We start from the raw sequence: 26,769 nt of genomic DNA on the forward strand, positions 1-26,769 counted from the left end.
TGACAGGCCTTTGCCATTGCCCGGGGGCCGTGTTGGTGGGCGTTCCGAAAATGCTCGGAGCCATGGATGGCGGAGAGCAAGCGTACAGGGACGTATTCACAGCGGTTTTCGGAACGCCCGCCAACGCGGCACCTCCACCAAAGACAGAGGACAAAGTGAACGCAATAACCGGGGGAAAGCTGAAACTCATTCAGGCCGCACTGCGGCTGATTACCGAAACCCGGAGCCTGACGTCGCTGGGACTGCGGGAGCTTGCCCGGGAAGCGGGGCTGAATCCGAACACGTTTTACCGGCACTTCAAGAGCCTGGATGAGTTCGGGCTACAGGTACTGGGTTACATTGCAGAGGAGATGAAAGCCGGAGTCCGGGACTTGCGCCAGATGGCGGATTCTTCCGAACAGGCGTCGCGGGATACGGTGGCGTTTGTGTACCACTATTTCCTGGCCAATCCGGCGGCAACGACGGTGGCCGTGCGGGAACTCCACGGCCCCTCACCGATACTGCGCCGGGCCCTGGAATCGCAGCTTGAAGCCAGCGCCCGGGAAATGGCGGAAGACATTATCGAGCGGCAACTGGTGAGCGCCGTGCCACCCGAGACCATTCATGAAATCTCCCGCATGACCATTTGCTACATCCTGTTCCGGGCCATGGATTACATCGAGAAACCCGCCCAGCGGGAAACCATCCAGACCGAAACCGAACACTTCATCAACCGGCAGTTCCGGGGTGCGATGCTTGATCACCTGTCGCAAACGGAAGTCGAACGCCTCGCCCTGAGGCAGAGCTAATATACCTCCGATAAGTCCGCTTTCCGGGCAGATCTGGCAACCTGCACTAGTATGTAGATAACAAGAACGAGTGATTGATCGGGAAATCCGGAGGCAAACCAATAATGAAAATCGGTATCCCCAGGGAAATCTTCGAGGACGAGCGGCGAGTGGCCGCGACGCCACCCTCTGTTCACAAATTAATCGGGCTGGGTTACGACGTCATCGTCGAAGGCGGCGCCGGCGAGGCGGCGAACTACTCCGATGCCGCCTATGAAAAAGTGGGCGCGGCCATCGCAGCGGATACCAGCTCGCTGTGGAAAGAGGCGGATTTTATCCTGAAGGTCCGCGCGCCCATGGAGAATCCGGCACTGGGCAAACACGAAGCGGATCTGATGAAGGAAGGGGCGTTTCTGGTCAGCTACATCTGGCCGGCCCAGAATCCGGAATTGCTGGAAAAGCTGGCCGCCCGAAAGATCACGTCTTTCGCCATCGACAGCCTGCCCCGCATCAGCCGCGCCCAGAAGATGGACGCCCTCAGCGCCATGGCCAACATCGCCGGCTACCGTGCGGTGATCGAGGCGGCGAACCACTTCGGGCGTTTCTTTACCGGGCAAGTCACCGCTGCTGGCAAGGTGCCACCGGCGAAAATCATGGTCATCGGTGCCGGGGTTGCTGGCCTGGCAGCCATTGGCGCCGCCAACAGCATGGGCGCGATCGTTCGGGCTTTCGATACCCGTCTCGAAGTAAAGGAACAGGTCGAGAGCATGGGGGCCGAGTTCCTGGTTCTGGACTTCGATGACGAGGATGGCAGCGGCAGCGGTGGTTACGCCAAGCAGATGAGTGACGAGTTCATCAAGGCTGAGATGGCGCTGTTCGCAGAGCAGGCGGAAGAGGTGGACATCATCATCACCACCGCCCTGATTCCCGGCAAACCGGCGCCGAAACTGATCACCGCGGACATGGTGAAATCCATGAAGCCCGGCAGCGTGATCGTGGATCTGGCCTCCGAGCGGGGTGGTAACTGCGAACTGACGGAACCCGGCAAAGTGGCACATCATCATGGCGTCACCCTGATCGGCTACACCGATCTGCCCAGCCGCATGGCCAAGGTGGCCAGTGATCTGTACGCCACCAACCTGGTGCATCTGCTCACCGAGCTGACACCCGAGAAAGACGGCACGCCGCTGGTGAACATGGAAGACGAAGTCATCCGTGGTCTGACGGTGGTGCACGGGGACGACATCACCTGGCCACCCCCAAAACCGGAATCGCCGGTCAGCCCCAAACCCGCACCAGGCACCGAGGAACCTTCAGCCGAAGCAAAAGCGGCCGCCAAAAAGGACGCAGACCGTCGCAGCCTGATTGGCAAAAGCGTTCTTCTGGTGGTTACGGCCCTGGCGCTCTACGGAGTGGGCGCGCACGCGCCGGAAAGCTTCCTGCAACACTTCACTGTGTTCGTACTGGCCTGTTTTATTGGCTGGCAAGTGATCTGGAACGTAACCCCTTCTCTGCATACCCCCCTGATGAGCGTCACCAACGCTATCAGCGGCATCATCGTGATCGGCGCCATTCTGCATCTGGCCCAGGCGGAGAATATTGCCGTTGGCATCATGGCGTTTGTCGCGGTGCTGATTGCCAGCATCAACGTAGGCGGTGGCTTCCGGGTCACCCACCGCATGCTCAAAATGTTCCGCAAGTAGGAGGCGCCCGATATGAGTACCGGACTGGTGAGCGTGGCCTACGTGGTCGCAAGTATCTGTTTCATTCTCAGCCTGGGCGGCCTCAGCCACCAGGAATCGGCACGGCGCGGTAATCTCTACGGCGTCGCCGGCATTATCATCGCGGTGGGGGCGACCCTGGCCAGCGTCGACGGTGGTATCAGTGCCATTGTTATTGCCGTGCTGCTGGGTGCCGGCATTGGCATTCCCATCGCCAACAAGGTGGAAATGACCCAGATGCCGCAACTGGTCGCCCTGCTCCACAGTTTTGTGGGTCTGGCGGCCGTGCTAGTGGGTTTCTCAGGTTATATCGAACCGTTGATCGCCACCTCCGGAGCTGAGCACACTATCAAGCTGGTGGAAGTGTTTGTCGGCATCTTCATCGGTGCGGTGACCTTCACCGGATCGCTGGTGGCCTGTGGCAAGCTCGACGGCCGGATCGACAGCAAGGCACTGACCCTGCCCGGCCGGCACCTGATGAACCTGGCAGCCATCATTGTCTGCGTCGTGCTGGGGGCCTGGTTCCTGGGCACTGAAAGCATGGCCCTGGGTATTGTTGCCCTGATCCTGATGACCGCCATTGCCTCGGTCCTCGGTATTCACTTGATCATGGCCATCGGCGGCGCCGACATGCCGGTGGTGGTGTCCATGCTTAACAGTTACTCCGGGTGGGCAGCCGCTTCCATCGGTTTCATGCTGGGCAATGACCTGCTGATTGTCGTTGGTGCCCTGGTGGGCAGCAGCGGTGCCATTCTCAGCTACATCATGTGCAAGGCCATGAACCGTTCATTCATCAGCGTGATCCTGGGTGGCTTCGGCCAGACCACCAGCAGCTCGGCCGCAGCGGATTCCGACCAGGCGGTGCACGAATCCAGTGTCGATGATGTCTGCGAGGAGCTGCGCAACGCCCAGTCGGTGATCATTGTGCCCGGTTACGGCATGGCGGTCGCCCAGGCCCAGAATGGGGTCAGCGAGATGACCAAACTACTGCGGGACCGGGGCGTGAACGTGCGTTTTGGCATCCACCCCGTAGCCGGACGCCTGCCAGGTCACATGAATGTGCTGCTGGCCGAGGCCCACGTACCCTATGACATCGTGCTGGAAATGGACGAGATCAACGACGACTTCCCGGATACCGACGTGGTGCTGGTCATCGGCGCCAACGATACGGTGAACCCCGCCGCCGCTGAGGACCCGGGCAGTCCGATTGCCGGCATGCCGGTGCTGGAGGTCTGGAAGGCCCATCAGGTGGTTATCCTCAAGAGGGGCATGGCCACCGGTTATTCCGGGGTGGAGAATCCACTGTTCTTCAAGGACAACGCCCGTATGCTGTTCGGCGATGCCAAGGACAGCATTGATAAGCTGGTGGGAGGCTTGCGGGGCTAAAGGAAGGCTTGCGGGGCTGAAGGTCGCCCCGCGCCTGATTACTTCCGGAGTTATTCGGTGGTGTTATACACGTAGGACGACACGGTTCCGTCCTGGTTAAAGCGCACCACCAGATCGGTGGTTTCCGCCTCGCCGAAGGCGGACCACTTGTACTTGCCATAGGTCCAGGTGCGTTTACCGTCTTCGATCCCGGTGCGCCAGGGCTCGCCGAACATCTCCTGGATATCCGACCTTGTGGTTTCCCCAATCTGGATCTGGTCCACATTGTGGGTGGCGAAGTCTTTACCGACGGTCGCACAGCCGACCATGGCCGCCACGACCAGTGCCACTGACAGCGCTTTGATTGAACCAATCGTCGACATACGGATCCCTCATATTCGGGTGAATTTCACCCATCATAACGCGTCTCTGTTCAGACACGATTACGAAGACGACAGGATTCTGAAACAAAAAAAGCCGCAGGCCCGGAGGCGCTGCGGCAGGTTTCGATCGAAGGGGCGATCAATAAAGCTTGGAGAGGGACTTCTTGGCGAAAGATTCCACCTCGTTCAGGCGGCCTTCTTTTACCTTGATCAGCCACTCGGGATCCTGCAGAAGGGCCCGACCAACGGCAATCAGCTCGAACTCGTGGTTATTCATCCGCTCCACCAGCTCATCGATTCCGGCTTTCTCAACGGCTTCCTGCTTGCTGGCAAAGGTGCCGCTGATAAAATCTTCGGTCAGCCCGACACTGCCCACGGACATGGTCGGCTTGCCGGATAGCTTCTGGGTCCAGCCTGCGAGATTCAGGTCCGAGCCCTCAAATTCCGGCTCCCAGAAACGGCGGGTGGAGGCGTGAAAAATATCCACACCGGCTTCCACCAGTGGCTTCAGGAACCGTTCGAGTTCCTCAGGGTTATTAACCAGTTTGGCTTCGTAATCCTGCTGCTTCCACTGGGAGAACCGCAGCATGATCGGAAAATCAGGCCCGACGCGGTGGCGCACCGCCTCAACAATCTCGACAACAAAACGCAGGCGGTTTTCCATAGAGCCGCCGTATTCATCGTCCCGCTGGTTGGTGCCTTCCCACAGGAACTGGTCCAGCAGGTAGCCATGGGCACCGTGGATCTCGACACCATCAAAACCGAGAGCTTTGGCATCCTGGGCGGCATCGGCAAAAGCGGTGACCACGTCCTCGATGTCCTCTTTGCTCATGGCCTTGCCGTTGGGCTTGCCAGGGGCAAACAGACCAGACGGGCTGTAACCGGGAACAGAGGGATCCGGAGGCGTACCCTCCTTCCTGACGGCGCCCACGTGCCAAAGCTGCGGGAAAATCGTGCCACCGGCTTCGTGCACGGCGTCGACGACGTTCTTCCAGCCTTCAAGGGCGTCGGTGCCATGAAACGCCGGTACGTTCGGGTAGCCACTGGCAGCGGGATGGTTCACCGTCGTGCCCTCGGTGATGACCAGGCCAACGCCGGCTTCGGCACGGCGACGGTAGTAGGCCACCACGTCCTCACCCGGAACACCGTTGGGCGAGAAGTTGCGGGTCATCGGGGCCATGGCCACGCGGTTACGCAGCTTGAGGTTGTGAAGTTCAAACGGTTCGAAAAGCGGGCCAAGATTCATGGTCATGATAGTGTGCAACCTCACTAATTTGGTTTCGTAAAGCAACCCTATTAAATCTGGTTTTAAAATGCAACCCTATTCGGTACACTCCGGTCATGGCCAGAAAACGTTTCGATGACTCCAGCTGTTCCGTCGCCCGCGCCCTCAATGAAGTGGGTGACTGGTGGTCCCTCCTGATTGTGCTGCATGCGATGTATGGCACCCGCCGATTTGTGGATTTCCAGCAGGAACTGGGTATTGCCAAGAACATCCTGTGCGACCGCCTGGCGCGGCTGGTGGACAATGAAGTTCTGCGCAAGGTCGATGTGGGCGAACACGGATCACGCTTCGAATACCGCCTGACCGAAAAAGGCCGGGATCTTTTCCCGGTGGTTATCGCGCTTCGTCAGTGGGGAGATAAATGGAACCCCGCCCCGGATGAGGCTCCGCTGGACCTGCGCGACCGAGCCACCGGTCGCCCGATACACACGGTGGAAGTCCAGGACGCCGATGGCAAAGCCCTGTCCATTCGCGACGTGTTTGTGCCGGAAGAAAGCCTGCCAGCCCGAAAAAAGAACTCGGCCTGACTATCCGCAATAACCGCAGTCGCCGCACCACCGTCCATTTTTTTGAGTTGCATCAATCCGCTGATCAAACGCGGCCAACTGCCCGGGCATTCTTGCGCTAAATCAAGTTTCCATTTCCGGATGTCATTAATCTGCAGTCATCAACGATTCAGGTTAAGGAGATGGATATGTCCCGTACATTCAAACTTGGTGTTCTGGCTGCAGCGGTTATGGCAGCTGCTCCCGCTGTTCAGGCGTACGAAGCTGGTGATTTCATTGGTCGTGTTGGCGCCGTGACTGTTGACCCGAATTCTTCCAGCAGCAATCTCAACTCAGCTGCACTGGGTGAAGTCCCCGGAGCCCAGGTCAGCGTTGATTCCAACACCCAACTGGGCCTGACTGCGAGCTACATGTTCACTGATCAAATTGCTCTGGGCGTTCTCGGTGCGACGCCATTCAAGCACGATATTAAGGGTGACGGAGCAGCCCTCGGTGGCACTGGCAAACTGGCTGAAACCAAGCACCTGCCGCCGACCATTACACTGCAATATTTTCCGATGCCCAGCGGCAGCAAATTTCAGCCTTACGTGGGTGTTGGCGTAAACTACACCAACTTCTTTGAGGAGAAGACCACCCAAAACCTGACTGACGTTTATTCTTCACTTGCCCCAGGCGCCGGCATCAACGGTACCGACATCGAACTGGATGACAGCTTCGGCTTGGCCGCTGAAATCGGCGCAGACTACATGATCACCGAAAACATTGGTGTAAACGCCGCTATCTGGTACGCCGACATTGATACCGAAGCTACCATCAACGCCTACGTAGATGGCTCAAAATTCGACACCAGCACTATCGACGTGGATATCGACCCCTGGGTCTACATGGTAGGCGTCTCCTACAAGTTCTGATTTCCGTGCCTCCGCCAGTCGCCACGGTCTGTTGGCTGGCGGAAGGTGCGTTCTCCTGTGCGGGGCTCTCCGGCCCCGCTTTTTTGTGCCCGCTAATCAGTCTTGAAACCGCTCATCCCTGAGCCTGTCGATAGCTCCTACTGGATCTGGAAGCTCAGCTCCGCCATCACCTCGGCCGGCGGTGGGTTCAGCCTGGCAACTGTCCTGAACTCATCAATCCAGACATGCTCACCATGCAGGCCATCGATAAAGCTGGGCCGGATTGTCTGGTAATACAGGGTGGTTTCCACCTGCAAAGGCAGCGCCTCGGTTCCGGTTACCGGAATCCGGTACTGGATAGTGTCACTACCCCCATTGCCGGCGTTGAAATCAGTATCTTCGTCTCCTATTCCAATCGGGCGCACATCTTCTGGCACAGAGTCGATATCAAAACCCCGCGGCGGGATCCGATTATCCTTGAGCGAATTCGCCGCATAAAGCAGAACATGAGTGATCTGTCCCGTGGTTGAGCCCAGAACGGCCTCGTAAACAGGCACATCGTCTTCAGAAGTCACTTCCGAGATATGCGGCTGGTAACAAGCGGCTGAATCAAAGTCGGCAGTCTTCTTTACCGCAAGACAGGCATCCGTGGTGAATGCTGCATCCATGGGCAGCCGGAAAGTCTCATCCGGAAGCCCACTGGCAAACACGGTGGCGCCTTTGGCGTCGGTCACCCGTGTTGCAACCCAGATCCGGGGGGACGGGAAGCTGGTGGGCAGCTTGTGACCGCTCTCATTCTGAATCGAAAGATCGAAGACCAACTCACCCGTTGTTATACCCTCGCCGGAGACCGTGAGAGTGGCAGCGGTTTTCAGGAATTCCCGGGTTAATTCGGCGGTTGCCGCAAACTCACCCTCCTCGTTTATTGCTCCCCGGCCCAGCTCCTCCCGGAACAGTTCCAGGGTCTCCAGAAGCCAGGTATTGCCACCAATCATGACATGGGGCGAGTAGGGTTGCCGCTCGGGCCAACTGGTATTCACCGTGCCGTTGGGCCTTACTGCAAGGCGAGTCAGGAAGCTGTCTGTGATTTCTTCTCTGGCCATATGGCACTGCTGACAGGATTGCGGATTGGAGCCAGCCGGCCCGAAGTCACTGTTCACCCATTCTGTGTAGGGCGTCTGCTCCGGAAAATCCTCGCCGTTGGGCTGATCGGTCTCGATATCGATGGTCGGGGTATACAGCTCGTGGCAACTGGCACAGTGGCGGGAGTCCGACATGTGTTCACTGAACGCGGGCGTGTATCCCACCTGATTCTGCATCGCCTGCCCCTGAGGGTTCTGGTAGGGCCCGAAGATTGTAAACGCACCCAACTCGTCCGCTGCCCGAATGTCGTAATCTCCAGAGTGCGCACCATCCGGGTAGGCATTACCCGTCAGTACGCTGTCCGTTATCTGATGACAGGCGGTGCAGCTGATGCCCTCCCGGGCGTGGGGATCTACCAGAGCCTGTTCTGCCCGGTAAAACCCTTCATCGAGGCCCACGCCTGCCTGGTGCGCGTGGGTTCTGGCCATGGGGCTGTGGCAGGTGAGGCATTTGTCCTCGATAAAACCGGCCAGGTGGGGAAACATTTCAGCTTCATGGGCCATGCTCGCCCGGAAATAGGGATCGGTAAAGGCGTTGGCCATCACACTGCTTTTCCAGTCGAAGAAGGGGCTGATGTCCTCACCACTCGGTGACGGTTGGTTTTCGGAGACCTGGAAATCAGGCATGCGCAAGACTGCGGGACTGTCCCCTGGCTGGCTGGCCGTGTGGCACTGACCGCAGTCAGCGGCAGCGAGAAACACGCCGGTCTGGCTCCAGTGTTCGATCTGAGTACTCAGAGAGGGCAGAACGATGTCCTCGTCCGGAACAGGATCATTCGTCTCAGCTTGCCCGGGCCCACCTCCGTCACTGCAAGCTGTTAAAAACAGCACGCTTATTGCGGCAAATCGCCGCAGGGTAATGAGCTCCTCTAACGAAAACTTCATAGTGCCTCTCCTGAAAATCCCTGTCCCTTCAATTTGATACAGAACGAATATCCAAGATTTGACCTTGATCAGTATTTGATCACATGACCTCTGGTGAGATAGCCGAAAATTGCAAACACGGTTATAAGTAAAGTGCAGAAAGTGATCAGGAGCCAGCTGTCCCTGAACAATAAACGAAAGGCAGAAGGAAGGACCTCAAATGAAAAAGAAATTACTGGCTAGTGCTGTAGTAGCGACGATTGCCTTCCCGTTGACGACATGGGCAGCAACCGGTCTTAGCTTTGGCGAAACTGTTCAATTGAGCGCCAATGGCGGAGCTAATAAAACCAAATTGGTAAGAATGACCAATGGACGACTGGTGTCCGTTTATGGCGATTATCTTGATCCGAGCGCCAATACCGTCTACGACGTCAAAGCTCAATCTGAGCGGCCCGCACGGGATCTTTTCGCACGTTACTGCGACGCGGACTGTAGTCAACCGGGGAACTGGTCAGAACCGGTGAATATTTCCGGCACCGCCAGCCAATCTTCGATCAGTACTGACTGGAATGGTGATGGCACACGAAAGCCTTTCGCGGGAGATTCCGACAAGCCTAATATCTTTAACAGCGGCTCCCGAATCGTTGTTTCATGGGTCGATAAATTCTGCGATAGCGGCGAGCAGCGGAGTGTTGCTTACCTCACTCTGGATGATCGTGAAATTCCTTTCAGTTGTACCTATGTTGTGACGAGCACAGACAATGGAACAACGTGGTCAGCCGCGACAAGACTGTCAACTGGTGAAAGAGATGCCAAACAGGATGTGAACCGTGGTCTGGGTACCGGTGAATGGTCTGTTACCTGGCAAGAGGATCCTCGTGGTCTCCAGCTCGGTGAAGCTGATGGCCCTGGCGATGGCGCATCAGGAGCCAACGTGAGCTCCGGCACGGATATCTGGTATAGCTATGCTCTGGCTGGTTGGTCTGATCAGAACTCCAGTACCACTGAAGTAGAAGTGTGGTCTGAACCGGTTCGAATAACTGACAACTTCACTGGGCAGAATGCTTCCGGAAACTACAACGCCATTCGTGATAATAGTGGGGTACTTTTGGGACCGCTGGAAGATGGTGGCTCAGGCTCTGGGGAAGTGGTCATTGAAAGCGGTGTTGCTGGCGCTTCAAGAGCCAACCTCGCGCTTCAGAAAGGATCCTTGGATGCTGTTCCTCAAGTAATTGTCGCCTACGAAGAAACCAAGGGCTCAGGCGGTCTGGATGAAGGCAAGTTTGTGCGTTATCACACGTTCGACTGGAACACCCCTTTTACTTGGACTGATCAAACTGATCCAGGCACGGCTCCAGCCGAAACTGCCGGCTGCATCATCAGTAATCCGACCCTGAATGCCCGTCGGGTACGCTTTGTACCTCAGAGAGAGCCCGGAGCAGAAAGTGGTTTACGCCTCGGCATTTTCTGGAAAGAAGGTGAGTTCACCCAGGGCGGCCCCTCCGACATCATGCTGCGTAAAGGTGTGGTCGATGGCGGAAACGGCTTCTCTACCGCAGAAATGATACCCGCTGTGGATGCCAACTGCGCCGTATCCGACTATGCGTCAGCCATCATGTTGAACAATCAGCCGGCACTGAACATGAGCAGCCGCACCGAGGAGGCCCAAGCGACCAGCGATGCAGAGCTCGCAACCTCCACGTTGTCTGATGACACCAACTTCAAGGTGGAAGAGAATGCAATTGCCCACCGTGGCCTGCTGCGCGGCGACGACCTGTACCTCGGTTACACCTACACCCCGGTGCTGGCCGAACTGCTGTACACCAACACCAAGAACTACAACTTCTACATCAGACACTACGACGCGGTAGCGGGCACCTACTCTGCACCGGAAAACCTCACAAATATTGAGGACACCGGTATCAATGTGCGCGAACCCCGCCTTGTTGGAACTCCCGGAAGTACTCCGGCATGCACAGCTGAAACACCGAACCTGGAAGAGTGCCAGGACAAGACCAAGTTCTACGTAGCCTGGGGCACCCAGACCAACGTCTCTGAATGGAGCCTGGAAGAAGCAAGCGAGCTCGACCTGTTTGCTGCACGTGCCGAGGATAAAGGCAGTTACGTATCACCGGTGGTAAGGTTTGCCGGAGAAGCAGCTGACGTTGAGGACTTCGAATCCCAGATTCGCATGACACCAGCCGGCAATCAGCTTTTCACTGTCTGGAATGAAAACGATAGTTCCGGTAGCACTCACGCACTCTACCGTGAAGCAGCAGTAACCGACGTTCCGGATGAGGTCGATAGCGTTTCTCCCTCCAGCAGTGGCGGCGGCACTCTCGGTTGCAGCTACAACCCGCGGGCACCGTTTGACCCGACCCTGTTCCTGCTGACAGCGCTTGCCATTGGCGGCCTGACTGTCCGGAAAGTGAAAGCCCGGTCATAAAATAACCGGCAATAAAAAACCCCGGCTCTGAATTCAGACCGGGGTTTTTTATTAGTGTCAGGACAGGAAGTACCAACCCGGCAAAAGCGCCGCGTTATAGGCAGCATGAAGAATGACACAGGGCACCAGGGAGCCGTGCCGGTCCCGGAAATAACCGAAAACAAGAGCTGGAATGAACACCAACCAGGCGATCAGATCGGCCCGATAGACAAGATGCCAGGCAGAAAACAGAAGTGCTGCAATCAGGTTTGCACAGGACAGACCTGCAAAACCCCGCTTGCCCCACGAGTTGCCAGACAGCCAACCCTGCACCACTCCGCGAAACGCAAGTTCTTCGATGACTGGCGCCCAGAGTATCAATGACAGGATGGCCAACAGGTTCGCGTCCTGCCAGCCGCTCCCATCGAAAAAGGCGGTGAGCACAACACTCACCAGACAGCCCGCCATCAGTGCAAGCAGAAACTGCCAATCCGACATCAGCCGTTTGGGGGCAATCAGGCCCAATTGGGCCCGGAGGGAGGTTGATTCATGCATAAGCTGAAAATGCCTGGCCGGCCTGAGTTCTGACCCTGAATACTAGTGCATGGGTTGCTAAAAAGTCAGGCGTCACCAACAGAAAAGCGGAGCCTGAGCTCCGCTTTTCTGAAAGGTCTTAACCTGCCTCAGGCACTCTGGCGCTGAGCCGGACGACTCCGCTGGCCGCCGCCATTCTGGCTACGGCCACCGCTGCGACCACCGGGCCTGGAACCGAAGCTTTTTGGCTTTCCGCCGGGACGACCATTGCCACCGCCGTTACCATTGCGGTTGCGGGCGCGGCTGGGGTCGGCCTTGGCCTTGGGCTTCAGCGGCAGGTTGTTGGTCGGCTCAAAGCCTTCCACTTCCGTGCGCGGCAGCTGCTTCTTGATCAGCCTTTCGATGCCCGCCAGCATCTTGCCTTCATCGGCACTGACCAGCGACAGGGCGTGACCACTTTCACCGGCACGGCCTGTGCGACCAATGCGGTGCACATAGTCTTCCGGCACGTTGGGCAGCTCGAAGTTCACCACCTGGGGCAGCTGCTTGATGTCCAGACCACGGGCGGCGATATCCGTTGCCACCAGCACACGAATTTCACCGGCCTTGAAGTCCGCCAGCGCGCGGGTACGGGCGCCCTGGGACTTGTTGCCATGGATGGCGGCGGCCGTGATGCCGTCCTTCTCCAGCTTCTGGGTCAGGCGGTTGGCACCGTGCTTGGTACGGGTAAACACCAGCACCTGGTCCCAGCTGTTGTCACGCACCAGCTTACTCAGCAAGGCGGTTTTCTGGCTCTGATCCACCGGGTAAACAGACTGCTTGATATTTTCAGCAGAGGTGTTTCGAGCCGCCACTTCAACCTGAACCGGGTTATCCAGCAGACCTTCGGCCAGGGTCCGGATCTCGTTGGAGAAGGTGGCGGAGAACAACAGGTTCTGGCGCTTGGCCGGCAACAGCGAAAGAATCTTGCGAATGTCGCGGATGAAGCCCATGTCCAGCATGCGATCGGCTTCGTCCAGGACCAGGATTTCCACTTCGTTGAAGCGCACAGCGTTCTGCTGATACAGGTCCATCAGGCGGCCAGGTGTTGCCACCAGCACGTCCAGGCCCTTGCGCAGCTTCATCATCTGCGGATTGATTTTCACGCCACCGAAGACCACCGCAGCCTTGGTGGGAATGTATTTGCTGTAAAGATTCACGCTGTCATGAACCTGCGCCGCCAGTTCACGGGTAGGCGTCAGAATCAGGGCGCGAGGGCCTTTGCCGGTGCGCGGGTTTTCACCCAGACGCTGAAGCAGAGGCAGGGTAAAGCCGGCGGTTTTGCCGGTACCGGTCTGGGCCGCAGCCATAACATCACGGCCGGAAAGAACCGCCGGAATGGCCTGGGACTGAATGGGAGACGGGGTTTCATAACCCTGGTCAGACGTGGCACGAACCAGCTGCTCGGACAAACCGAGTGAAGAAAAACTCATATAGGATCAACTCTTGATTGTTCTGCCTCCACGAACACCGTTCTCGGTGGATGCGGGCAGACGCCATGAACATTCATGGAATAAAAGACGACTACAGTCACGCGCCGTTATCGGGGTGACGTCCTCTGACAGGTCGTATGGAAAGGTCGCACGGGCTTATAGCCTTAAACTGCGGAATCCCTAGAGGCAGGATGCAGGCACAGTAACAGAGGCCCGGCCAATTAGCCATAGGTGATTATAATAAGCATCCGATGGAACCTCGCGCGCATCCGCAAGTCAGAGTGCTTTCACGGAACGCAACCACAAATGGAGTTACGAGAATGAGCGTCAGCATCGGCCCATTGAGCCTGTCCATCGGCCACCTGCTTCTGGTCATCGCCTTCGCTCTGGCCCTGCTGGTCGGAGGATTGCTGGGCCGCAAATACCGGGTATCCGTGGCCGGCTCGGTAGCCGATATCTTCGTGGTTGCCATGCTATCCGCCCGGATTGGTTTTGTAATCAGCTACTTCGAGCATTACCGGAATGACCTTCTGGGCATCATTGATATCCGGGACGGCGGTTTTGATGTGCTCTGGGGAATCAGCGGCGCCATCGTCTTTACCGGTTTCCTGCTGTGGCGCAGAAAAGCGCAACGGAAACCGCTGGCCACCGCTGCGTTGACGGGCGCCCTGTTCTGGGCAGCGACAGCAGGCACCATCACATTGATCGAACAGCAGGCCCGCGGCATGCCGGAAGTAGCGCTTCGTTCGCTCAATGGCGAATTGGTCAACATGGACCAGTTGGCTCCGGGCAAACCCCTGGTGGTGAACCTCTGGGCGACCTGGTGCCCACCCTGCATCCGAGAGATGCCGGTCCTGGAGGAGGCCCAGCATATCTATCCGGACGTCGCGTTTGTTTTTGCCAACCAACGGGAACAGCCTGAGACCATCCGTTCCTTTCTTGAGGAAAACCGCCTGAACCTTGGCAACCTTTACCAGGACGACCAGGCTCAGCTGGCCAGGGCCGTGGGCAGCAACGGCTTGCCAACCACACTTTTCTATAACGCCCAGGGCGAATTAATCGACTCCCACATGGGCGAACTGTCACGGGCAACCCTGGCCAGGGGTCTGGAAAAGATCCGGACGCGCGACGAGTAAACCAGCCTCGATGTCTCGGATAACTGCGTGGCGCTTGTCTATTCGGTTGCCGCTTTGGCAAACTTCCCCAATGCGCCGCTCACCTTTCCGAGCACTTCATCGCATCCTTCAATGCCATGGCGGTCCTTCAGGTATTGCGGGTCGTTGTATCCCAGCCATACATCCCCGTTGGCATCCTCCCAGATCAGGGCTTTCTGGGGCAGATCAATGGCCACACTCTGGGCGCACTGCATCAGTGGCGTGCCAACTTTGGGGTTACCGAAAATAACCACTTCGGTCGGACGCAATTCCAGCCCGGCTTTTTCTGCGCCCTGCTGATGATTCACGCGGGCCATGACCGTCATGCCCTTCTCCTCCAGCACAGACTCGAGTTTATCCGCCGTGGCTTTGACATCATGACTGCTTTTGACCGCGACCAATCCATCTGCGGCATGAGTGAGCGTGGCGAACAACAGGGTTGATGCCACGAGAACCAGTCTGAAAATGCAGCGCATAGTATCCTCCCAAGCATTTGCTGAAGGTTTCAGGATAGAACAGCTGCGGGCGTTACGCATGCAAACGCTTCAGTAGATCGTTGCCGCACCCTCTGGCCTGCTTTTGAAACGCTTGTGCAGCCAGAGGTACTGATCGGGTTGCTCACGAACGGTGGCTTCAATAAATCGGTTCCAGACTTTGGCGTCCTGTTCCGGATGTTCGCCGAAGGATTCCTGAATCGGAGAGAACACTACCCGGTAGCTGCCATCGGGCATTCGCAGGTGACTCACGCAGATAACGGCGGCGCCGGATTCCCGGGCAATGTAGCTCGGCGACGTAATACAACCGGCACTGACTCCGAAAAAGGGTACAAACACCTCCGACTTATTGCCGAAATCCTGATCACAGGCGAACCAGACCTGCCCCCCTTCTTTGAGGAACGACAACATGGGTCTGATCTGACGCTTGGTGAAGGGCCGGATACCAAAATGGCGTCGGCGGCCGCGTTCGATCATACGGTCGATCACCGGGTTGTTGTTGGGGCGATACATGTAACCCGGCTTCTCGAGCTTGCAGGCAATCAAGGGCAGTGCAAAATCGAAAATACTGTAGTGCCCACCGATCAGCAGCACCCCCTTGCCGCGTCGTTTTGCTTCTTCAAGGTGCTCAGTGCCATATACCGACGCACTCTCGCAATAGGGTGTCATGTTCCGCCACCAGGCATGAACGCTCTCAAGAACACCCCGCGCGGAAGCCACGAAGGCGTCCTCAACCAGTTGGCGACGGGTTGCTTCATCCAGTTCCGGCATGCAGGCGGTGAGATTGGCGTCGGCAACCCTGGCACGGGAGCGCATTTTTCTGGAAAGCAGCCTGCCCAGCCATCGACCAAAGCGCTGCTTCAGCCCCATGGGCAGGAACGACAAAAGCCAGAGCAGGAAGACCAGAGCCCAGGCCCCCCAGAAAGCGGGATGCCAGAGAGCGCGTTTTCTACTTTTTCTATTGGACGCCATACAACGGTCGCCTGTGGTAACGAGGATGCAGTCGGCCAGCCTGACACATTCTCTGCCAGCTGGATAGTTGAGATCCGCAACTACAGGGACGCGACCAGTTCCGCCTCTGAATGATCAGGCCCCGAACAGGGCTGAGCGCAGGGGCTTGAAGAAGCCGCCGGAGTTGCTGGCGCTGGCGTGGGTTCGCTTGCCGTCGAATTCCAGGTAACCGTCTTCAATCGGCTCAAAACGCAGGATTTTCACATCTTCCAGGTAGTTCTGCGACGATTTCCAGGGGCCGTGGGTGCCCTGACGGGGCAAACGATCAGCCGCGCGATTAATGTAACCGGCATTGAGGGAACCGAGAATGGTATCGTCACCGCGACTGTTCTCGGCGTCCCGGGCCACCACCGTTCGGTAACCCCGCTTGTCCATCAGGTTCATAAGCCGGCACAGATATTCGGCGGCAATATCCACCTTCAGGGTCCAGGAAATGTTGGTGTAGCCGAAGATCATTCCGGCGTTGGGAACACCCTCCACCATCACGTTCTTGTAGATGATCTTGTCTTTCATCACCACTTCCTCGCCATCCACGGTCGGCCGGATGCCACCCAACATCTGGATGTCCAGGCCGGTTGCCGGAATGATGATGTCAGCCTCCAGCTCCTGGCCGGATTTCAGGCGGATGCCGGTTTCGGTGAAACGGTCGATATGATCGGTGGCAATGGACGCCTTGCCCGCTTTCATCGCCTGGAAAAGGTCACCGTCCTTCACCACGCACAGGCGTTGGTCCCACGGATTGTAATCCGGGGTGAAGTGCCGCATGTCGGCGTTGTCGCCAACCTGCCGTTTGATAATGCCCAGGAACAGCCGGCGCATGAAGTTCGGGCTCTTTCTGGAGCGCTGGTAAAGAAAACGGGAAATGGAAATGTTCCGCGCCCGGGTCAGCCGATAGGCCGTTTTCTCGGGCAATATTTTTTGCAGGGCCAGCGTCACCTTGTCGGTGGAGGGCAACGGCATCAGGTAAGTGGGTGAGCGCTGGAGCATGGTGACATGCGAGGCCTTCTCCGCCATGGTCGGCACCAAAGTGATCGCAGTTGCGCCGCTGCCAATGACCACCACCTTCTTGCCCGTATAGTCGAGACCCTCCGGCCAGTGCTGCGGATGTGCAAGCTGGCCACGGAAATCACTCTCGCCCGGGAAGTCCGGTTTGTAGCCCTGGTCATAATTGTAGTAGCCAGTACACCCGACCATGAAGCCGGCGGTGTAGTGCTCGGTTTCGCCAGTTGCCTCATTCAGGGCCGTGAGCTTCCAGCATTTCTCGACGCCCGACCAGTCCGCTGTCTTGACCGCGAGGCCAAAGCGAATGTGGCGCTCAACGTCGTGTTCCTTCGCGGTCTCCGCCACATAGTTCTTGATCGACGCACCATCCGCCAGCACCTTGCCGCCGGTCCAGGGGCGGAAATTGTAGCCGAAGGTGAACATGTCGGAATCCGAGCGGATACCCGGGTAACGGAACAGGTCCCAGGTGCCGCCCAGGGACTGCCGGCGCTCAAGGATGGCAAATGACTTACCGGGGCACTCACGCTTCAGGTGACACGCCATGCCAATGCCGGAAACGCCGGCGCCGATGATCAGTACATCGAAATGCTGGTTACTCATTGCCCGTCCTCTCGGATTCCAGTCCGCTTTTTATAATCAAAGGTCTGGAATCAAGATAGCTCAGGCCGGGCTGCTCGGGAATTGGCCAAAGTGGTCCCGGCCCCCGGTTGTTTCAGTCAGTCGTTAACCGGGGGCGTAGCCAGAGGGAGGATCTGCAGAATCGAAACCCTGCTTACAATGACTTTTCTTCCGGACTGTGGACGAGACTACCATGACAAAACCGATCCTTATTCTTGGCGGCGCCTCACTGGACACCATCATTCATCTGCCACAACTGCCGACACCGGAGCCCCAGACCCTCTGGCCTACCGAAAGCTACCGGGCCCCCGGCAGCACCGGCGCCGGCAAAAGCCTGAATCTGGCTGCCCTCGGGCAACCGGTGGTCTTTCACACGCTGCTGGGCAGGGATCCGGAAGGCCAGCAGATTCAGGCAGCACTCCGCCACCCAAAGATCCGCCTTCTGACCGAAAAGACCGCCACCCCGACCGAACAGCATGTCAACCTGATGTCCCCGGACGGCAAGCGCATTTCGCTGTTCATCCAGCCACCCCCGGAGCCTGCATACGTCGACTGGACGCAGGCGCAACAGGCGCTGGCAGAGTGCTCATTGGCGGTGGTGAACATCCTCGGTTACACCCGATCTGCCCTTCCGTGGCTGAAAGCTGCAGACACACCCATCTGGACCGATCTGCACGATTACGATGGGCACAACCCCTACCATGAGCCCTTCATCGAAGCCGCCCGGGCAATCTTCCTGTCCAGCGACAATCTTCAGGACTACCGCGCCACCATGGAAAGGCTGATCCATCGCGGCAAGGAGTTCGTGGTATGCACCCACGGCTCCGACGGGGCGACACTGCTGACCAGCGACGGGCGGTGGCTGGAGCAGCCAGTGGTCTCAGTCTCCGGCGTGATCGATACCAACGGCGCCGGCGATGCCTTTTTCAGCGGTTTCCTGCACCGCTACCTGCAGGGTGCAGAACTGACCGACTGTCTGAGGGCCGGGGCCATTGCCGGGGCGCTGTGTGTCACCTCTCGGGAACTGGCCTCTCCGGACCTGAATCCGCAGCGGCTTGTCTGAACCCCGGGGGTCAACTACCCGGGGTAAAATCGGGGTATTTCTTCTGCAGCCGATAGAGCCGGATGATGGTGACGATGTTGGTGACCAGCACCATGCCCTCGGCCAGGGTACCACCCACCGAGCCAATAACGATGTTGTTGAGCATCCAGGCCAGCGCTGCCAGTCCCAGAACGATCCGCAGGGGAATACCCCGAAGCATGAACATGCCCACGGTGCCGAAAACCGCCGCGGCGAGCGGAAACACGTCGGTGATCGATTTCCAGGTCGCCCAGGCGACCACCAGATTGACCGCCAGCATCCCCAACATGATGGGCCAGTTGCCCTGGTATTTTCGGGCCAGGCTAATGCGAACAATGACAAGAACTGTCAGCGCGGATGCCGTCCAGCTCTCGAAGAACGCAAACATCAGGGCGAAAGCGACGTTGGCCGAGATCAGCAGCACCATTAGCCGGTCGTCGTTCTTATTGGCGAAACCGGCAACGCAGAACCCAAGGGCCACCAGGCCACAAAGCTGGCCCAGCCCCTGGGCGAGGGTCATGTCCGTGATAAATTCAGTCATTGTTCAGTGGTGTACCCTTTTGGCGCCATCACGGTAATCCCTTCTCTCCGGAAAAGGCATCAGCCTGACACAATTGCTGTTAGTGAGCCACGCAGTTATTGAGCCACACAGTGCCGTGTGCCAAAGTGATTCGCCTCTTTGAGCAAGGACTTTTCCCCGACCATGAAAACCGTATTCTCCCCCCTGCACAGCCGCCGACATGTCAAAACCGAACTGGACGGCGGACTGCTGATCGAGCCCCACGAGAAGCCTTCCCGTGCCGAAACGATCCTGGCACGGGTGAAGGATCAGGCGCTTGGGGAGATTCTGGAGCCTGAGGAATTTGGCCTTGGGCCCGTCAAACGGGTGCATACGGCCGACTACGTCGCTTTCCTGGAAACCTGCTGGCAGGAATGGCTGGCGGCCGGCAAACCTGGGGAAGCCATCCCGGCGGTCTGGGCCGGTCGCGGCATGCGACACCGGCTGCCAAGGGACATCGACGGCCGGCTGGGCTACTACAGCTTTGCTGCGGAGACCTCGATTTCAGACGGCACCTGGGAAGCCGCGCGGGCATCCGCCAATGTGGCCCTGACCGCCCAGAAACTGGTGGCCGAAGGCGAGCGCGCCGCCTTCGGCCTGTGCCGCCCGCCCGGACATCATGCCCACGCCGACCTGTTCGGCGGTTACTGTTTCTTCAACAATGCCGCCATCGTGGCCCAGGCCTTTCGTGACCAGGGGTATGCAAGGGTCGCCGTGCTGGATGTGGACTTCCACCACGGCAACGGCACCCAGGCGATTTTCTACGATCGCAACGACGTACTGACCATCAGCCTGCATGGGGATCCAGACCTGGTGTTCCCGCATTTTCTCGGCTTTGAAGATGAGACCGGCGAGGGCGCTGGCGAAGGCTACAACCTGAATATGGTCTACCCGCCCAACACGCCTTACAGCGTCTGGAGCCAGGGGCTGGAAACGGCCTGCGAGCGGATCCAGGCATTCCAGCCGGACGCCCTGGTGGTTGCCCTGGGTGTCGATACCTTCGAAGAAGACCCGATTTCGTTTTTCAAACTGACCTCCGGCGACTACCTGACCCTGGGCCAGCGTCTGGCCCGGCTTGGACTACCAACGGTCTTTACCATGGAAGGCGGTTACGACGTCGACGCCATCGGAGTCAATGCGGTCAACGTCATGCAGGGGTTCGACAGGGCTGCAGACGGAATCAGCCCTTGAAGCCCTTGCCGAGGATGTAGACTTCCCGGGAGCGGGAGCGGGAGGAGTCCGGCTTGCGCACCACAACCTTGTCGAAGACGGCGCGTACCGACTTCAGATACTCGTCGTACCCTTCGCCCTGAAACACCTTGGCCAGGAAGCTGCCTTTGGGCTTGAGTACCTGGCTTGCCATGTCCAGGGCCAGTTCCACCAGGTACATGGAGGCGGCCTGGTCGGCAACGGTCACGCCGCTGATGTTCGGCGCCATGTCGGAAATCACCACGTCTACCGGGTCATCACCCAGGGTCGCCATGATCGACTCGAACACATCATTTTCGGTGAAATCACCCTGTATAAAATCCACGCCGGCAATGGCATCCATGGGCAGAATGTCAGAGGCAATGACACGGCCCTTGTGGCCCACCAGTCTGGCCGCAACCTGAGACCAGCCACCGGGAGCGGAACCCAGATCCACCACCACCATATTGGGATGGATCAGCCGATCCTTCTTGTTGATTTCAAGAAGCTTGTAACTGGCACGTGAGCGGTAGCCATCCACCTGCGCCTGTTTCACGAAAGGGTCGTTTACGTGCTCTTCAAGCCAGCGGTTACTGCTTTTGGATCGGGCCATGGGGTCTCTTCAAAACGGGAAAGCCAGGCTCTCATTGTACGTGCCGCGCCGGGCGGCGGCAAAATCCTGACAACCGGGCCGGCCACACGTACAATCCCGCCAGCATTCGGTGATTTTTCAGAACCGACCAAGCCCACCCAACGGGAGACCGCCCTCGTGAATCTGGCCGACATCAAAAAGCTGCACCAGAAAAAGTACCGGCAGTCGTCTGGCCACTACCTCGTTGAGGGCGAGCACCTGATCCTTGAGCTGCAGAAAGCCGCCGCCCGCCAACCTGCGCTGAAAGCCTCGGAGCTTTACGTCACCAGCGCCTATGAGCACTGGCAAAGCCCGTTCAGGACTCATGCCATCAGCGATCGCCAGATGGCACAACTCGCCGACACCCGGACACCCCAGGGGATTCTGGCGGTAGTGCCCATGCCGGAGCGCCCGGCTGAGCCGGTGCCCGGGGAGAAAGCCATTTATCTGCACGAGGTTCAGGACCCCGGCAACCTGGGCACGATACTGCGCACCCTCGCCTGGTTCGGCGGTTTCCGGTGCCTGTTGAGCCCGGGCAGTGTGGATCCCTTCAATCCGAAGGTGGTGCGTGCCAGCATGGGCGCGCTCTTTCACGTCGCTCTCGAGACCGACGTTGATCTGACCAGCCTTTCCGACCGATACCAGAGCCTTGCCTGCCTCGACCTCCATGGCGGTTCGATGGCATCACAGGCCTTCCGCCAGCACGACTGTTATCTCTTCGGTAACGAGGCCCGGGGTGTGCCGCGGGAGGCCCTCGACCAGCTTCAGGCAACGCCATACAGCATCCACGGTCAGGGCCAGATCGAATCCCTGAACCTGGCCTCGGCGGTTAACATGTGCACCTACGAATTAATGCGAGACCAGTAAACTGCAAACCCTATCCAATGAGCACTTTCGGCAATCGTTCTGGCGGATACCGCTATTGCCTGTCAGCCATGAATTGGCGACGATCAGAGGCTGATCCCGAGACCGGACTTGTCACTATGGAACGCTATCTCCAGCCCACTGCCTTTTTCGATTATGACCATCCCCGGCTGAAGGCCTGGATTGAGTCACAGCTGGAAGGTGTTCCTGATGAGCCGGTGGAACAGATCAAGGCGCTCTATCTCGCCGTTCGTGACAGCATCAGCTACAACCCCTATGTGTTCCGGACCGAGGCCAACACGTTCAGTGCCAGTTACGCACTTGAGAGCGGCGAAACCTACTGCATCCCGAAGGCGGTTCTTCTGGGCGCGGCCGCGCGATCCATTGGCGTGCCCAGCCGACTGGGCCTTGCCGATGTGCGCAATCATCTCTCAAGCCCGAAACTGATCGAATGGCTAAAGTCGGACATTTTCCGGATGCACGGGTTTATCGAGCTGTACCTGAACGGGCAATGGGTCAAGGCGACGCCGGCGTTCAACCGGCAACTGTGCGAGCTGATGAAGGTGGAGCCGCTGGAATTCGATGGCGTGCACGATTCCATATTCCAGGAGTACACCGAGGACGGCCAGGCGCATATGGAGTATGTGAACGACCATGGCCTGTTCGACGACGTGCCCCACGAATTCATTGTCTCTGGTGTACGGGCAGCCTACGGCCATCTCTTTACCGCAGAGGAGGAACCGGAAACGCCCGAAGGGAGCCTGGTGCAGGACCTATCGAGACCCTAGAGCCTCCTCCGAATCAAGCAGCGCCGCCGTCATTGCATCCAACAGGGCATCGGGGTTAGGTACTTGCTCCGCAGTCCCCATTTCGCCGACGCGGCTGAACCGCTGGAAATCAACAGCGTTCCAATTCTCCGGGTCCACAATACGCCGCATCTGGTCAACATTGTCCCGCGTTGCAGGTTCCAGCTCGTAGCGGAAAACATAGTCCGGTGACATATCACCGAAATCCCGGCCATGGTGATAGTCATGCAGCAGGAGCAATGCAAGTCCACCGCCCATGAAATGTCGGCCCAGGCTGACCAGCAAATCCCCCTTCCGGATTTTTTCCAGCGCCTCTGGTTGCCAGTCTATGCCGCCTACCAACAGATCTTCCCCAGGAACCCGGCCGGCATTTCGGGCGGCTTCAATGGCGCCCAGTGCCATGCCATCGCTCGCGCTCCAGATGGAGACAGTATTCGGATAGCGTTTCAGCAGGATTTCTGTTTTTTCACGGGCCAGCGTACGGCTCCAATTGGCAGACACCAATTGCAGCAGCTCGCTGCGCTGCTGCACGGCAGCCGCCAGCAAACCCCGGTTCCTGTCCTTGGCGGCAGAGGAATCCTGTGTTCCCGAAAGGGCCACCATGGGAATGCTGGGCTCGGAGGCGAGCCCCAATTGTTCGGCCTGTTTGCCCAGCAGCGTTACCAGGGCACGGCCGGCGGCAATATTGTCCGGAGAAAGATGGCCCAGCCAGCCCGGCAAGACGGTTCGGGGCATACCGATGCTGGCCCGGGCGTCGTCAGGCACATCGGTATTGAAGGTAAACGCCTTTACGCCTGCCCGATCCGCGAGCCTGAGCATGGACTCGGTCACATGTTCCTTGCACATGGACAGCAGGTAGTCCGGCTTTTCTTCACGGCTCAGCACGTCTTTTGCCATGCGAAGATAGCTGAAACGATGACTCTCCCGATCGTATTGAACCTCCAGGTCAACCTCGAGATCCTCCGCCACCGCCGCCATGAAACCGGCCACCAGTTGCCAGAACCGGGAGTCATCCGGAGACAGGAAAACAACACTGGGGCGCGGGCTGGCCTGGGCCAAAGGACCCGAGAACAGAAGCAGGAAACTGATCAGCAAAAGGGATGGACAGGACTTCATGTGACGATTCACCCTCTGGATGATCTGGCAGCGTTGGCTTTTTTTGTGAGCCCTAAGCTACCGGCCAGTCGTGTAACAGACAAGCGGGGATCCGTAACCAAAGTCTCAGTTTACAAGGGAATTAGCCCTGGCCGGGGTCGGGTCCTCAAACTCGACGTAGAGACTTCCGGCCAATTGCTCATACACCCCAGCTTCCTTGAGTTGCTTCATCTTGACCGACAACCTTCGCAGGAACCGTCGATTGTCTTCGGTGTTGTGGCAAGTTAACCGGTCATAACTCTCAAGAAGGGGTTTGTCCGACTCGAAGCTGAGCTTGTCCATGAAAGGCCGGATGTCGGGGATGGCTGCAATCATGGCGGTGAATCGCTGATGTTCGAGCATAATCAGGTTCTGAGCATCGTTTTTGGACCAGATCACGTTGACATCGTGACCCTCCAGAACCGCGTCCAGATAGGTTTCGTGGCCAATAACCGCGCCCACGGTTTCTCCCTCCAGTTTCGACAGTGAACTGACCGGGGCGGCATCCTGCGGGGTAAACAGGTAGTAGGTGAACTTGCCCAGGGGAAAACTCGCGATAACGGCGTCTTCGCCCAGTCGCCGCTCCAGAACTTCGGTAAACGAATAAATGCAGTCGGCGCCCTTCTGCTCGAACACCATCATGGCGCGTTTGTAAGGATAGAAGCGCTCCCGCACATCCGTGTCGAGACCATCCAGGGCCCGGTGCAGGATTCGCTGGTAAACACCGTCCCGGGTTTCGGTCAGAAGGCTGGTGATGTCGGGAACGGCAACCCGGATAACAGTATCCGCCAGCGCAGGCGTACTCATCACACCTGCACTGAGCAGTAATACCCGGATGGTGTAAAAGAGGCGTTTCATAATTCGCACATCAGTCCATGACGTCAATGAAGTGACTATTTTTCATACAGACCGGAAAGTATGGCAAGCTCGTTTCCCATACGCCAGAAAAACCTTGTTAAACATATGGTTTCTGCCAACAAAAAAGGCACCGGATCCCGGTGCCTCTCTCATCAGGCGGCTGTTTTCTGGCTTATGCCGCTTCTTCCTCACTTTCATCCACGGAATTGCGGATCAGGAAGTCAAAGGCACTCAACGCTGCCTTGGAACCCTCACCCATGGAGATAACGATCTGCTTATAGGGCACGGTGGTGGCATCACCGGCCGCAAAGATCCCGGGAATGGAAGTCTCGTTGCGATCGTTGACAATAATCTCGCCATGCTGGCTCAACTCGATGTCACCCTTCAGCCATTCGGTGTTCGGCACCAGGCCGATCTGCACGAACACACCTTCCAGCGCCACATGATGTTGCTCACCGGATGTGCGGTCGGTGTAGTTCAGGCCACTCACCTTGCCGTTTTCACCGGTGATTTCCGTGGTCTGTCCTGAGGTGATGATTTCCACGTTCTTCAGGCTGCGCAGTTTTTTCTGCAACACGTCATCAGCGCGCATCTCGGCACCGAACTCAATCAGGGTCACGTGGCCCACGATGCCCGCCAGATCGATGGCCGCCTCTACCCCGGAGTTGCCACCGCCGATCACGGCAACGCGCTTACCCTTGAATAACGGACCATCGCAATGCGGGCAGTAGGCCACGCCCTTATTGCGGTACTCCGCCTCACCCGGGACGCCCATCTGGCGCCAGCGCGCTCCGGTGGACAGCACCAGGCTGCGGGCCTTGAGCGTCGCACCATTTTCCAGCCGAACCTGGTGGGGCTGGCCCGGGCGAGAGGCCGGAATCAGCTTCTCGGCACGCTGCATGTTCATGATATCCACATCATATTCCTTGACGTGTTGCTCCATGGCAGCCACCAGCTTCGGGCCCTCGGTGTAGGGCACCGAAATCAGGTTTTCGATGCCCATGGTATCAGCCACCTGGCCGCCGAACCGCTCGGCCGCAATGCCGGTGGAAATACCTTTCCGGGCCGCGTAAATGGCCGCAGAAGCACCGGCCGGGCCACCACCAATCACCAGAACCTCGAAGGTATCTTTCTGATTGATCTTCTCAGCGTCTTTCTCGCTGGAACTGGTGTCCAGTTTGGCGACAATCTCTTCCAGGGTCATACGGCCCTGGCCCCAGGGCTCACCGTTCATGTACACGCTGGGCACCGCCATCACTTCACGCTGTTCCACTTCATCCTGGAACAGGGCACCGTCGATGGAGGTGTTCTTGATGTTCGGGTTCAGCACGCTCATCAGGTTCAGGGCCTGAACTACGTCCGGGCAGTTCTGGCAGGACAGCGAGAAGTAGGTTTCGAACTCGAACTTGCCTTCCAGCGACTGGATCTGCTCAATCACATCCTGAGAGGCCTTGGACGGGTGGCCCCCCACCTGCAGCAGGGCCAGCACCAGCGAGGTGAACTCGTGGCCCATGGGAATACCGGCAAAGCGAACACCAATATCGGTACCTACACGATTGATGGCGAAAGAAGGACGACGCACATCATTGGATTCTTCCGTGCGCAGGCTGATCTTGGACGACATCGGCTCCAGTTCTTCCAGCAATTCCCGGAGCTCCTGGGACTTCTTGCTGTCGTCATAGGCTGCGACCAGCTCGATCGGCTGCTGCAGCTTGTCCATGTAGGCTTTAAGCTGCTCCTTGATATTGGCATCCAACATAGTCTGACTTCTCCTTTAAATTTCGAAACTAAGTATTTGAAACAAATACGGTGGTCAATTGAAGTTGGTGCAAAGATACGGTCCGGCAACCCAATGCTCAAATTAATTGACCCAAACTGTTTGATAGGTCTTTGCTATGCCGTTTTCACGGGCGATGCTGGAAGGTTGACCAATAGCGCATATCCACATCCAGCCTGCCGCAGTATCATGTTGTAACAAGGTCGCAACATCATTCTCTGGTACCCAGAATAGGCAA

At 57.9% G+C, this 26,769-nt stretch carries 24 protein-coding genes; 11 read left to right on the forward strand and 13 right to left on the reverse strand.

The window, feature by feature from the left end; genetic code table 11:
* Positions 1–155: 155 nt before the first annotated feature.
* The 3 genes from ACESMK_RS00735 to pntB all read left to right on the forward strand — a co-directional run bounded on the left by ACESMK_RS00735 (position 156) and on the right by pntB (position 3,874).
* Positions 156–788, forward strand: coding sequence for a TetR family transcriptional regulator (locus tag ACESMK_RS00735; protein WP_372995409.1), 633 nt, complete (start codon positions 156–158; stop codon positions 786–788).
* Positions 789–892: 104 nt separating this feature from the next.
* Positions 893–2,470 (forward strand): Re/Si-specific NAD(P)(+) transhydrogenase subunit alpha, encoded by a 1,578-nt coding sequence (locus ACESMK_RS00740; RefSeq protein WP_372994282.1) that lies wholly within the window; start codon positions 893–895, stop codon positions 2,468–2,470.
* Between the two features lie 12 nt (positions 2,471–2,482).
* Positions 2,483–3,874 carry a Re/Si-specific NAD(P)(+) transhydrogenase subunit beta gene (gene pntB / locus ACESMK_RS00745; RefSeq protein ID WP_372994284.1) on the forward strand — a complete coding sequence of 464 codons (1,392 nt, stop codon included), beginning with the start codon at positions 2,483–2,485 and terminating at the stop codon, positions 3,872–3,874.
* A 50-nt stretch (positions 3,875–3,924) separates the two neighbouring features.
* On the opposite strand, the gene bamE is transcribed toward pntB, so the two are convergent.
* Both bamE and ACESMK_RS00755 read right to left on the reverse strand, forming a co-directional pair.
* Positions 3,925–4,236: an outer membrane protein assembly factor BamE gene (gene bamE / locus ACESMK_RS00750; RefSeq protein WP_372994286.1), complete on the reverse strand. Its 312-nt coding sequence runs from the start codon at positions 4,234–4,236 to the stop codon at positions 3,925–3,927.
* A gap of 139 nt (positions 4,237–4,375) precedes the next feature.
* On the reverse strand, positions 4,376–5,488 hold the full coding sequence (locus ACESMK_RS00755) for an NADH:flavin oxidoreductase (RefSeq protein WP_372994288.1): 1,113 nt from the start codon (positions 5,486–5,488) through the stop codon (positions 4,376–4,378).
* An 89-nt stretch (positions 5,489–5,577) separates the two neighbouring features.
* Here ACESMK_RS00755 and ACESMK_RS00760 point away from each other — a divergent pair, with 89 nt between their 5' ends.
* Positions 5,578–6,048 carry a winged helix-turn-helix transcriptional regulator gene (locus tag ACESMK_RS00760; protein WP_372994290.1) on the forward strand — a complete coding sequence of 157 codons (471 nt, stop codon included), beginning with the start codon at positions 5,578–5,580 and terminating at the stop codon, positions 6,046–6,048.
* Positions 6,049–6,215: 167 nt separating this feature from the next.
* Positions 6,216–6,938 carry an OmpW/AlkL family protein gene (locus ACESMK_RS00765; RefSeq protein WP_372994292.1) on the forward strand — a complete coding sequence of 241 codons (723 nt, stop codon included), beginning with the start codon at positions 6,216–6,218 and terminating at the stop codon, positions 6,936–6,938.
* 137 nt (positions 6,939–7,075) lie between these two features.
* Here ACESMK_RS00765 and ACESMK_RS00770 read toward each other — a convergent pair whose 3' ends face one another.
* Positions 7,076–8,944 carry a hypothetical protein gene (locus ACESMK_RS00770; RefSeq protein WP_372994294.1) on the reverse strand — a complete coding sequence of 623 codons (1,869 nt, stop codon included), beginning with the start codon at positions 8,942–8,944 and terminating at the stop codon, positions 7,076–7,078.
* Between the two features lie 199 nt (positions 8,945–9,143).
* Here ACESMK_RS00770 and ACESMK_RS00775 point away from each other — a divergent pair, with 199 nt between their 5' ends.
* Positions 9,144–11,369 (forward strand): choice-of-anchor O protein, encoded by a 2,226-nt coding sequence (locus tag ACESMK_RS00775; protein WP_372994296.1) that lies wholly within the window; start codon positions 9,144–9,146, stop codon positions 11,367–11,369.
* Between the two features lie 57 nt (positions 11,370–11,426).
* Here ACESMK_RS00775 and mrtJ read toward each other — a convergent pair whose 3' ends face one another.
* Complete coding sequence (gene mrtJ, locus ACESMK_RS00780) at positions 11,427–11,903, reverse strand: JDVT-CTERM system glutamic-type intramembrane protease MrtJ (protein ID WP_372994298.1); 477 nt, start codon at positions 11,901–11,903, stop codon at positions 11,427–11,429.
* Between the two features lie 128 nt (positions 11,904–12,031).
* Complete coding sequence (locus tag ACESMK_RS00785; protein WP_372994300.1) at positions 12,032–13,354, reverse strand: DEAD/DEAH box helicase; 1,323 nt, start codon at positions 13,352–13,354, stop codon at positions 12,032–12,034.
* Between the two features lie 320 nt (positions 13,355–13,674).
* Here ACESMK_RS00785 and ACESMK_RS00790 point away from each other — a divergent pair, with 320 nt between their 5' ends.
* A complete protein-coding gene (locus tag ACESMK_RS00790; protein ID WP_372994302.1) occupies positions 13,675–14,490 on the forward strand; it encodes a prolipoprotein diacylglyceryl transferase family protein in 816 nt (271 codons plus the stop codon).
* 38 nt (positions 14,491–14,528) lie between these two features.
* On the opposite strand, the gene ACESMK_RS00795 is transcribed toward ACESMK_RS00790, so the two are convergent.
* The 3 genes from ACESMK_RS00795 to ACESMK_RS00805 form a co-directional block, all read right to left on the reverse strand.
* Entirely contained in the window at positions 14,529–14,984 is a 456-nt protein-coding gene (locus tag ACESMK_RS00795; protein WP_372994304.1) for a DUF302 domain-containing protein, read from the reverse strand.
* 69 nt (positions 14,985–15,053) lie between these two features.
* Positions 15,054–15,974 carry a lysophospholipid acyltransferase family protein gene (locus ACESMK_RS00800; RefSeq protein ID WP_372994306.1) on the reverse strand — a complete coding sequence of 307 codons (921 nt, stop codon included), beginning with the start codon at positions 15,972–15,974 and terminating at the stop codon, positions 15,054–15,056.
* A gap of 114 nt (positions 15,975–16,088) precedes the next feature.
* Positions 16,089–17,615 (reverse strand): flavin-containing monooxygenase, encoded by a 1,527-nt coding sequence (locus ACESMK_RS00805; protein WP_372994308.1) that lies wholly within the window; start codon positions 17,613–17,615, stop codon positions 16,089–16,091.
* A gap of 211 nt (positions 17,616–17,826) precedes the next feature.
* Between ACESMK_RS00805 and ACESMK_RS00810 the strand changes: the two genes are divergently transcribed.
* Complete coding sequence (locus ACESMK_RS00810; protein ID WP_372994310.1) at positions 17,827–18,696, forward strand: carbohydrate kinase family protein; 870 nt, start codon at positions 17,827–17,829, stop codon at positions 18,694–18,696.
* A 10-nt stretch (positions 18,697–18,706) separates the two neighbouring features.
* On the opposite strand, the gene ACESMK_RS00815 is transcribed toward ACESMK_RS00810, so the two are convergent.
* Positions 18,707–19,255 carry a YgjV family protein gene (locus tag ACESMK_RS00815; protein WP_372994312.1) on the reverse strand — a complete coding sequence of 183 codons (549 nt, stop codon included), beginning with the start codon at positions 19,253–19,255 and terminating at the stop codon, positions 18,707–18,709.
* Between the two features lie 162 nt (positions 19,256–19,417).
* Between ACESMK_RS00815 and ACESMK_RS00820 the strand changes: the two genes are divergently transcribed.
* Positions 19,418–20,464, forward strand: coding sequence for a histone deacetylase family protein (locus ACESMK_RS00820; RefSeq protein ID WP_372994314.1), 1,047 nt, complete (start codon positions 19,418–19,420; stop codon positions 20,462–20,464).
* Here ACESMK_RS00820 and rlmE read toward each other — a convergent pair.
* On the reverse strand, positions 20,454–21,074 hold the full coding sequence (rlmE, locus tag ACESMK_RS00825; RefSeq protein ID WP_372994316.1) for a 23S rRNA (uridine(2552)-2'-O)-methyltransferase RlmE: 621 nt from the start codon (positions 21,072–21,074) through the stop codon (positions 20,454–20,456). The genes ACESMK_RS00820 and rlmE overlap by 11 nt on opposite strands.
* 156 nt (positions 21,075–21,230) lie before the next feature.
* On the opposite strand from rlmE, the gene ACESMK_RS00830 reads away from it, so the two are divergent.
* On the forward strand, positions 21,231–21,959 hold the full coding sequence (locus ACESMK_RS00830; protein ID WP_372994318.1) for a TrmH family RNA methyltransferase: 729 nt from the start codon (positions 21,231–21,233) through the stop codon (positions 21,957–21,959).
* A gap of 116 nt (positions 21,960–22,075) precedes the next feature.
* Positions 22,076–22,744 (forward strand): transglutaminase-like domain-containing protein, encoded by a 669-nt coding sequence (locus tag ACESMK_RS00835; RefSeq protein WP_372994320.1) that lies wholly within the window; start codon positions 22,076–22,078, stop codon positions 22,742–22,744.
* On the opposite strand, the gene ACESMK_RS00840 is transcribed toward ACESMK_RS00835, so the two are convergent.
* The 3 genes from ACESMK_RS00840 to ahpF form a co-directional block, all read right to left on the reverse strand.
* A complete protein-coding gene (locus tag ACESMK_RS00840; protein ID WP_372994322.1) occupies positions 22,730–23,878 on the reverse strand; it encodes an ABC transporter substrate-binding protein in 1,149 nt (382 codons plus the stop codon). The genes ACESMK_RS00835 and ACESMK_RS00840 overlap by 15 nt on opposite strands.
* A 105-nt stretch (positions 23,879–23,983) precedes the next feature.
* Complete coding sequence (locus tag ACESMK_RS00845) at positions 23,984–24,754, reverse strand: hypothetical protein (protein WP_372994324.1); 771 nt, start codon at positions 24,752–24,754, stop codon at positions 23,984–23,986.
* A gap of 172 nt (positions 24,755–24,926) precedes the next feature.
* The gene (gene ahpF / locus ACESMK_RS00850; RefSeq protein ID WP_372994326.1) at positions 24,927–26,513 is read right to left on the reverse strand and encodes an alkyl hydroperoxide reductase subunit F; all 1,587 of its coding nucleotides are present in this window, start codon (positions 26,511–26,513) and stop codon (positions 24,927–24,929) included.
* Between the last annotated feature and the right edge of the window lie 256 nt (positions 26,514–26,769).

The sequence above is a fragment of the Marinobacter sp. genome (genome assembly GCF_041687235.1).
Lineage (GTDB): Bacteria > Pseudomonadota > Gammaproteobacteria > Pseudomonadales > Oleiphilaceae > Marinobacter.